At 70.5% G+C, this 8,048-nt stretch carries 7 protein-coding genes; 4 read left to right on the top strand and 3 right to left on the bottom strand.

Annotation, left to right across the window (positions count from 1 at the left end; genetic code table 11):
• Window position 1: 1 nt before the first annotated feature.
• Window positions 2–973, bottom strand: coding sequence for an ABC transporter substrate-binding protein (locus ACFWI4_RS33880; RefSeq protein WP_387204239.1), 972 nt, complete (start codon window positions 971–973; stop codon window positions 2–4).
• 185 nt (window positions 974–1,158) lie between these two features.
• Between ACFWI4_RS33880 and ACFWI4_RS33885 the strand changes: the two genes are divergently transcribed.
• Window positions 1,159–1,974 carry an IclR family transcriptional regulator C-terminal domain-containing protein gene (locus tag ACFWI4_RS33885; protein WP_387204242.1) on the top strand — a complete coding sequence of 272 codons (816 nt, stop codon included), beginning with the start codon at window positions 1,159–1,161 and terminating at the stop codon, window positions 1,972–1,974.
• On the opposite strand, the gene ACFWI4_RS33890 is transcribed toward ACFWI4_RS33885, so the two are convergent.
• Both ACFWI4_RS33890 and ACFWI4_RS33895 read right to left on the bottom strand, forming a co-directional pair.
• A complete protein-coding gene (locus tag ACFWI4_RS33890) occupies window positions 1,925–2,878 on the bottom strand; it encodes a PDR/VanB family oxidoreductase (RefSeq protein WP_387204245.1) in 954 nt (317 codons plus the stop codon). The two genes, ACFWI4_RS33885 and ACFWI4_RS33890, sit on opposite strands and share 50 nt — an antisense overlap.
• Window positions 2,875–3,939 carry a Rieske 2Fe-2S domain-containing protein gene (locus ACFWI4_RS33895; RefSeq protein ID WP_387204248.1) on the bottom strand — a complete coding sequence of 355 codons (1,065 nt, stop codon included), beginning with the start codon at window positions 3,937–3,939 and terminating at the stop codon, window positions 2,875–2,877. Before ACFWI4_RS33895 ends, ACFWI4_RS33890 begins: the two co-directional genes overlap by 4 nt.
• 160 nt (window positions 3,940–4,099) lie before the next feature.
• Here ACFWI4_RS33895 and ACFWI4_RS33900 point away from each other — a divergent pair, with 160 nt between their 5' ends.
• The 3 genes from ACFWI4_RS33900 to ACFWI4_RS33910 all read left to right on the top strand — a co-directional run bounded on the left by ACFWI4_RS33900 (window position 4,100) and on the right by ACFWI4_RS33910 (window position 7,949).
• The gene (locus ACFWI4_RS33900) at window positions 4,100–4,840 is read left to right on the top strand and encodes a class I SAM-dependent DNA methyltransferase (protein WP_387204251.1); all 741 of its coding nucleotides are present in this window, start codon (window positions 4,100–4,102) and stop codon (window positions 4,838–4,840) included.
• A 168-nt stretch (window positions 4,841–5,008) separates the two neighbouring features.
• Window positions 5,009–7,060: a phosphocholine-specific phospholipase C gene (locus ACFWI4_RS33905; protein ID WP_387204254.1), complete on the top strand. Its 2,052-nt coding sequence runs from the start codon at window positions 5,009–5,011 to the stop codon at window positions 7,058–7,060.
• Between the two features lie 52 nt (window positions 7,061–7,112).
• Window positions 7,113–7,949, top strand: a complete 837-nt coding sequence (locus ACFWI4_RS33910; protein ID WP_387204257.1) for a phospholipid scramblase-related protein — start codon at window positions 7,113–7,115, stop codon at window positions 7,947–7,949.
• The last annotated feature ends 99 nt before the right edge of the window (window positions 7,950–8,048 follow it).

Below are 8,048 nucleotides of genomic sequence, written 5' to 3' on the forward strand. Positions count from 1 at the left end.
TTCACGGCAGCAGCTTGTCCAGGTCGGGCTTCGTCTTGAAGAGGCCGTCCTGCTCGCCCAGCTTCTCCAGCGTCTCGATCGAGGCCCGGTTCGCCTCGGCCGGCCACTTCGGCAGGGTCACCTTGGCCAGCACGGCCGCGGGGATCGTCGTGTACGTGGTGACGATCTGCCGGACCTCGTCCGGGTGCGCGTCGGCGTAGGCGAGGGACTCCGCGGTGGCCTGCTGGAACTCCTCGACCACGTCGGGGTGTTGCTGTGCGTACTGGCTGGAGGTGAAGTACATGGCGACGGTGAGGTTCTTCGCCACGTCGACCAGGGAGGAGGCGATCTCGGTCGCGCCCTGGCTCCTGACCGTGGCGAGCGCGGGCTCGACCACCATGGCCGCGTCGATCTGGCCGCTGTCGAGGGCCGCGGGCATCTGGTCGAAGGCGAGCTCGACGAACTTCACCTTGGACGGATCGCCGCCGGCCTTGCGCACCGACTCGCGCACGGCCGTCTCGTTGATGTTCTTCAGCGTGTTGACGGCGACCTTCTTGCCCTCCAGGTCCTTCGCCGACTTGATCGCGCTGCCCTTCTTGACCGTGATGGCCCCGAAGTCCGCGCCCGCGACGCCCGTCGAGGCGACGCCGTTCGCGATGGCCTTGACCGGAACGCCGTTGGACTGGGCGATCATCAGCGAGGTCACGTTGGAGAACCCGAACTGGAACTGGCCCGAGACGACCCCGGGGACGATCGCCGCGCCGCCCTGCGCGGTCGTCATCGACAGCTTCAGTCCGTGCTTCGCGTAGAAGCCCTTCTTCTGCCCCAGATAGACGGGGGCGACGTCCACGATGGGGATGACCCCCAGCTTGACGGTGGTGGTGCCGCCGGACGAGGCGTTCTTGTCCGAGGCACCACCGCCGCCGGACGAGCCGCAGGCCGTCGCGGCGACCATCAAGGCTCCGGTCGCGATGCCGGCGAGCAGACGACGCATGGCTCCTCCTGTGCAGACGAGAGTGTTCCGACAGGGCGTGCGCACACCGCACAATGGTGCTCAGCGCGAAGGTAGAACCCTGTCCGTGCCGGGTCAATGGCCTTGGCTGACAATATTGTTGACAGTTATCGAAGCGTGCTCACACCGTGTGCGGAGGCGCTTCGCGCGTCCCCCTGGAGGCGGCGATGCCCACGGCAGACCGAGCGCCCCACTTCGTCCGCTCCTTCGAGCGCGGACTCGCCGTCATCCGCGCCTTCGGCCCCGACCGGCCGGAGATGACCCTCAGCGAGGTCGCCCGCTGCTGCGACCTGACCCGCGCGGCGGCCCGCCGCTTCCTGCTGACCCTCGTCGATCTCGGATACGTCCACACCGACGGCCGCGTCTTCCGGCTCACCCCGCGCGTCCTGGAACTCGGCTACGCCTATCTCTCCGGCTTCACCGTCCCGGAGATCGCCCAGCCCCACCTCCAGCAACTGGCCGAGCAGGTGGGGGAGTCGAGCTCGCTCTGCGTTCTCGACGGCGACGACATCGTGTACGTGGCGCGGGTCCCGACCCGGCGCATCATGACGGCGGCGATCACCGTCGGCACCCGCTTCCCCGCCCACGCCACCTCCGTCGGCCGGGTGATCCTCGCGCACCTCACGGACGAGGAGATCGACACCCGGCTGAAGCGGGCCGCTCTGCGCCCGCTGACCGCGCGCACGATCGTCTCGCCGGAACTGCTGCGCGCCGAACTGGCCCGGGTCAGGCGCCAGGGATACGCCATCGTCGACCAGGAGCTGGAGGAGGGACTGCGCTCGGTCGCCGCGCCCGTACGTGACCGGGACGGCGTCGTGGTGGCGGCCGCGAACATTCCCGTGCCCGCCGGCCGCACCAGCGTCGAGTCCGTCCGCCGCGAGCTGCTTCCCCGTCTGCTGGAGACGGTCGCGCGGATCGAGCGCGACCTGGCGGTCACAGGTCCAGGACGAGCCGGCTCCCCAGACAGCGGGACACGCAGATGAGCATCGTCCCGCCCGCCTCCCGCTCCGCGTCCGTGAGCACCGAGTCCCGGTGGTCCGGAACCCCTTCGAGGACCTCCGTCTCACAGGTGCCGCAGGTGCCCTCGGCGCACGAATAGAGCACCTCGACGCCGGCGGCGCGCACGGCGTCGAGGACGGACACGCCGGGGGAGACGGTGAGCGTGCGCCCCGACCGTCCCAGGACGACCTCGAACTCCCGCTCCCCTCCCGCCTCGTGGTCCTTCGGCCGGAACCGCTCGACGTGCAGCAGCCCGGGCGGGCAGCGCTCCTCCACCGCGTCCAGGAGCGACCCGGGACCGCAGCAGTAGACGAGGGTGCCCCGGGGGATGTCCCCCAGCACGGAGGCGAGGTCGAGCGGTCCGGTCTCGTCCTGGGGAGCGAGGGTGACCCGGTCCCCGTACCGCTCCAGCTCCCCGGTGAACGCCATCGAGCCACGGGTGCGTCCCCCGTACAGCAGGGTCCACTCGGCGCCCGCCGCCTCGGCCGCGGCGAGCATCGGCAGGATCGGGGTGATGCCGATCCCGCCCGCGACGAACCGGTAGCGCGGGGCGGGCACGAGGGCGAAGCGCTGCCGGGGGCCGCGGACACGGACCGCGCCGCCCACGCTCAACTCCTGGTGCACGTGGGCCGATCCGCCCCGGCCGTCCGGCTCGCGCAGCACCGCGATCCGCCACGAGCGGCGGTCGGCGGGATCGCCGCACAGGGAGTACTGCCGCTCCAGGCCCGGACCGAGCACGACCTCGACATGGGCACCCGGTGCCCAGGCGGGCAGTTCGGCGCCGAGCGGATGCCGCAGACTCAGGGCGAGAACACCCTCGGCCACGAACTCCCGCCGCTCGACGACCAGTTCCCCCTCGTACGGGCCCTCGCCGTCCGGCCCCGTCACCGCACCCTCCCCACGGGCTTGTCGCCCTCCTCGACCAGGCGGGCGAGGATGCGCCGGGCGGCGAGCCCGCCGGCGTCGATGCCGATGCTCAACTCCTGGTAGCCGGTGCCTTCGTGGGCCAGGGTCTGCTGGAGCAGATTGAGCGCTTCGACGTCCTGCATCACCACGGTGTGGTTCAAGTCCCGCATGAAGGCGCTGACGTCGTCGTCCGATCGGGCGAAGTCGCGGGACACCGCCCAGAAGTCGTACACCCTGCCCCGGGCCGACGGCGTGATGGCGTACGTGATCTCCGTGTGGAAGGCGTTCGGGTCGGTGCCGTCCGGCTCCGGGAGCACTCCCGCCGGCGCGATCCTGCTGTGCAGCAGATAGAGGCAGGGCGCGTGGTACTCGATGTCCTGCCAGCGGGTGATGCGGCCCCGGACGCCGGTCGAACGGGCGTAGAACGGCGGGCACTCGGCATCGGCCATGCGCCGGGAGACCCGTACGACACCGGCTCCCTCGTCCACCTCGGTGACGATCGGCGTCTCGGCGACCTCGGGTGTCCCGATGTACCCGCCGTGCAGATACGTCTCGTGCGAGAGGTCGAGGAGGTTGTCGACGAGGAGTCCGTAGTCCGCGTCGACGGGTTCCATGCCGCTGACCGTCGTCCAGTCCGGCGAGTCCATGTGCGGGGCGCGCGGAACGGCCCCCGGGTCGGCGAGCGCCGGGTCGCCGACCCAGACCCAGACGAACAGGTCCCGCTCGACGACCGGGTAGGAGGCGACCCGGGCGGTGCGCGGGATCCGCTTCTGACCGGGCACGTACACGCACGCGCCGGTGCTGTCGTACGTGAACCCGTGGTAGCCGCACACGATCCGGTCGCCGTCGAGCCGGCTCTCCGAGAGCGGGAAGCGCCGGTGCACGCACCGGTCGGACAGGGCGACGGCGGCCCCGTCCTCCTCGGCGCGGTAGAGCACGATCGCCTCCCCGAGCACGGTCCGCCCGAGCAACTCTCGCCCGACCTCGTAGGTGTAGGCGGCGACGTACCACTGGTTCCTGGCGAAGGCGGTGGTGTGCGGCATGGCGGTCGGCTCCCGTCGTCGGCTCGTGGCGACATCGTCGGGACGGGCGTGACGGGGCCGCAACACGACTTCCGCCCCACGGAAGGGCGGACGCAGGCGGCCTCGGAGAGCCCGTAAACGTGTCGACCCCGCCCCTCGGTACCCGGCAGAGTGGCCGTCCATGACGAGCAGTGAGATGTGGACCCGTGCGGCCGCCGAACGCTACGACGCCGAGGAGAGCGAGAACTCCTCGGCCGCCGCTCTCGGACCGGCCCTCGACTTCCTCGCCGGGCTCGCCGGGGACGGCCGGGCGCTGGAGTTCGCCATCGGAACCGGACGCGTGGGCGTCCCGCTCCGGGAACGGGGCGTGCCCGTGGTGGGCATCGAACTGTCCGAGCACATGGCGGCGGTGCTGCGGCGCAAGATCGACGAGCGCGAACTCCCGGTGACCATCGGGGACATGGCCACCACCGTCGTCCCGGGCGGGTTCACCCTGGTCTATCTCCTGTACAACACCATCTCGAACCTGCTCACACAGGACGAGCAGGTCGAGTGCTTCCGCAACGCCGCACGGCACCTGGAGCCCGGCGGCCGGTTCGTCATCGAACTGGGCGTGCCGCCGCTGCGGTTCCTGCCGCCCGGCCAGATCGCGGTGCCGTTCGACGTCTCCGAGCGGCACCTCGGCTTCGACACCTTCGACCTGGCCGAGCAGCTTCTCGTCTCGCACCACCTCACCCGCGACGGCGACGACGGCCGCTACCGTCGCGGCAGCTCCCGGCACCGGTACGCCTGGCCGGCCGAGCTCGACCTGATGGCACGGATCGCCGGGCTGGAGCTGGAACGTCGCGTCGCGGACTGGGACGGGACGCCGTTCGCCCAGGACTCCGCGAAGCACGTCTCGGTGTGGCGCAGGCCGGTGTGAGGCGGGACGGGGCCGGCCGGGCCGGAACGTTCTTCAGGCGTACCGCCGACCTTCACGCAAGGGACAGCGGGCCCTTTCCTGACGTTCGGTGCACTTGGAAAACTCCCTTCGCGCACGTTCCATCACCCCTGGGCCGCAGGGCCCGTCAGGACGAGAGGTCACCCCCTCATGCCTCAAGTGAATCGACGCCGATTCTTCCAACTCGCGGGCGGAACAGCGGCGTTCACCGCGCTGTCCGGCAGCGTCCAGCGGGCCGCGGCCGTGCCCGCGCACCGCCGTTCGGGCACCATCGAGGATGTCGAGCACATCGTCGTCCTGATGCAGGAGAACCGCTCGTTCGACCACTACTTCGGCTCGATGAGAGGCGTACGCGGCTTCGGCGACCCGCGTCCCGCGACCACGACGGGCACCAAGCCGGTCTGGTACCAGTCGGACGGCACCAAGGACGTGCTGCCCTTCCACCCCGAGGCGGACGACCTGGGACTCGCCTTCCTCAAGGACCTCCCGCACGGCTGGAGCGACGGGCACGCCGCGTTCGACAACGGCAAGTACGACAAGTGGGTGCCCGCCAAGTCGGCCACGACGATGGCCTATCTGACGCGTGACGACATCCCGTTCCACTACGCGCTGGCCGACGCGTTCACCGTCTGCGACGCCTACCACTGCTCCTTCATCGGCTCGACGGACCCCAACCGCTACTACATGTGGACGGGTTACACCGGCAACGACGGCAAGGGCGGCGGTCCGGTCCTCGGCAACGACGAGGCCGGGTACGGCTGGACGACGTACCCGGAGCGACTGGAGGCGGCCGGGATCTCCTGGAAGGTGTACCAGGACGTCGGCGACGGACTCGACGCCAACGGCTCCTGGGGCTGGATCCCCGACGCCTACCGGGGCAACTACGGCGACAACTCGCTGCTGTACTTCAACCAGTACCGCGACGCCAAGCCCGGCGACCCGCTCTACGACAAGGCCCGCACCGGCACCGACGCCCGCAAGGGCGAGGGCTTCTTCGACCAGCTCCGGGCCGATGTGCAGGGCGGGAAGCTGCCCCAGATCTCGTGGATCGCCGCGCCCGAGGCCTTCTCGGAGCACCCGAACTGGCCCGCGAACTACGGCGCCTGGTACATCTCCCAGGTCCTGGACGCGCTCACCTCCGACCCCGAGGTGTGGAGCAGGACGGCCCTGTTCGTCACGTACGACGAGAACGACGGGTTCTTCGACCACCTGGTGCCGCCCTTCCCGCCGCAGTCGGCCGACCGGGGCAAGTCCACCGTCGACGTCGGCCCCGACCTCTTCAAGGGCGACGCGAGCCACGCGGCCGGACCGTACGGACTGGGCCAGCGCGTGCCGATGCTCGTCGTCTCGCCCTGGAGCAAGGGCGGTTACGTCTGCTCCGAGACGCTCGACCACACCTCGATCATCCGGTTCATGGAAGCCAGGTTCGGAGTGCGCGAGCCCAACATCTCGCCCTGGCGGCGTGCCATCTGCGGCGACCTGACCGCCGCCTTCGACTTCGCCCGCAAGGACACCGCGCCCGTCGAGCTGCCCGCCACCGAGGGCTACCGGCCCCCGGACGCCAACCGTCACCCCGACTACGTGCCGACCCCGCCCGCCCATCCCGCCCTGCCCCGGCAGGAGCGCGGCTCGCGACCGACCCGCCCGCTCAAGTACGCGCCGGTCGTGGACGGTTCGGCCGACACGTCGGCCGGCACGTTCACGCTGACGTTCGGCTCGGGAGCCCAGGCGGGCGCCGCCTTCCTCGTCACCTCCGGGAACCGCACCGACGGCCCCTGGACGTACACCACCGAGGCGGGCAGGACCGTCTCGGACACCTGGAACTCGGCCTACTCGGGAGGCTCGTACGACCTCACCGTGCACGGTCCGAACGGCTTCCTGCGCACCTTCAGGGGAGCCGGCAGGACGGCGGGAGTCGAGGTCACCGCCCGTCACACCGGCTGCGACGTGGAGCTCACCTTCGTGAACAAGGGCGCGGGCGCGGCGACGCTCACCCTCACCGACGGCTACGGCGGAGCGTCCCGGACCGTACGGGTCAAGGCGGGCGCGACCGTGAAGCAGACGGTGGACCTGCGGGCGAGCAGCCGCTGGTACGACCTGAGCGTGGTCGCCGACGGACAGGCGGGCTTCCTGCGCCGATTCGCCGGACATGTCGAGAATGGCCGGCCCGGTGTCAGCGACCCCGCCCTCGTCACTGTCTGATGGGTCCGCAACTGCCCGTTGATTTCCGGCCATGTCACGGTAGGGTGCCCCGGTGACCACGCAATCGAACACTCCTCCGGGCTGGTACCCGGACCCCAACGGGAAGCCCCAGACCCAGCGTTACTGGGACGGCTCGCAGTGGACCGACCAGGAGGCCCCCGCCGCGCAGCAGGTGCCGCACCAGGGCACGCCCCAGCAGTCGTTCCCCCAGCAGGCCGGCGCACCCGACCCTCGTGTCCAGCGCCAGGTGCAGCAGCAGGCCGGGGTGGCCCCGAGCGGCGTCGGCGGCGGCACGCTGTTCACCGAGCCGGTCCTGGTGGTGAACCAGAAGGCCAAGCTGATCGAGCTGACCAACGAGTACAAGGTCATGGATCAGCAGGGCAACCCGGTCGGCTCGGTCGTCGAGGTCGGGCAGGGCGTGTTCAGGAAGATCCTGCGCTTCGTCTCCAGCCTCGACCAGTACCTGACGCACCGGCTGGAGATCCGTGACGCCCACGGCGTTCCGCAGCTGCTGCTCACCCGCCCCGCGAAGATATTCAAGTCGCGGGTGGTCGTGACCCGTCCCGACGGTTCGCCCGTCGGCGAGATCGTCCAGCAGAACATGATCGGCAAGATCAACTTCGCGATCAACGTCGACGGCCAGAAGGTCGGCGCGATCAAGGCGGAGAACTGGCGGGCCTGGAACTTCGCGATCGTCGACCAGTCCGAGAACGAGGTGGCCCGGATCACGAAGACCTGGGAAGGCCTCGCCAAGACGCTGTTCACGACCGCGGACAACTATGTCCTCCAGATCCACTTCCAGCTCCCCGAGCCGCTGTTGAGCCTCGTCGTCGCGACGGCGCTGACCGTCGACACGGCGCTCAAGCAGGACGCCCGCGGACTGGGCTGACCGGCCCCGCACGTACGGAAGGGCGGGGGCGGGGACGTGCGCGCCCGCCCCAGCCGCGGTTTGCTTCAGGGTCGTCAGATGTGCCCGGCTGGGGTGGCG

Origin of the sequence: Streptomyces sp. NPDC127038 (genome assembly GCF_042725875.1) — a bacterium.
In the GTDB taxonomy this organism is placed as follows: Bacteria; Actinomycetota; Actinomycetes; order Streptomycetales; family Streptomycetaceae; genus Streptomyces.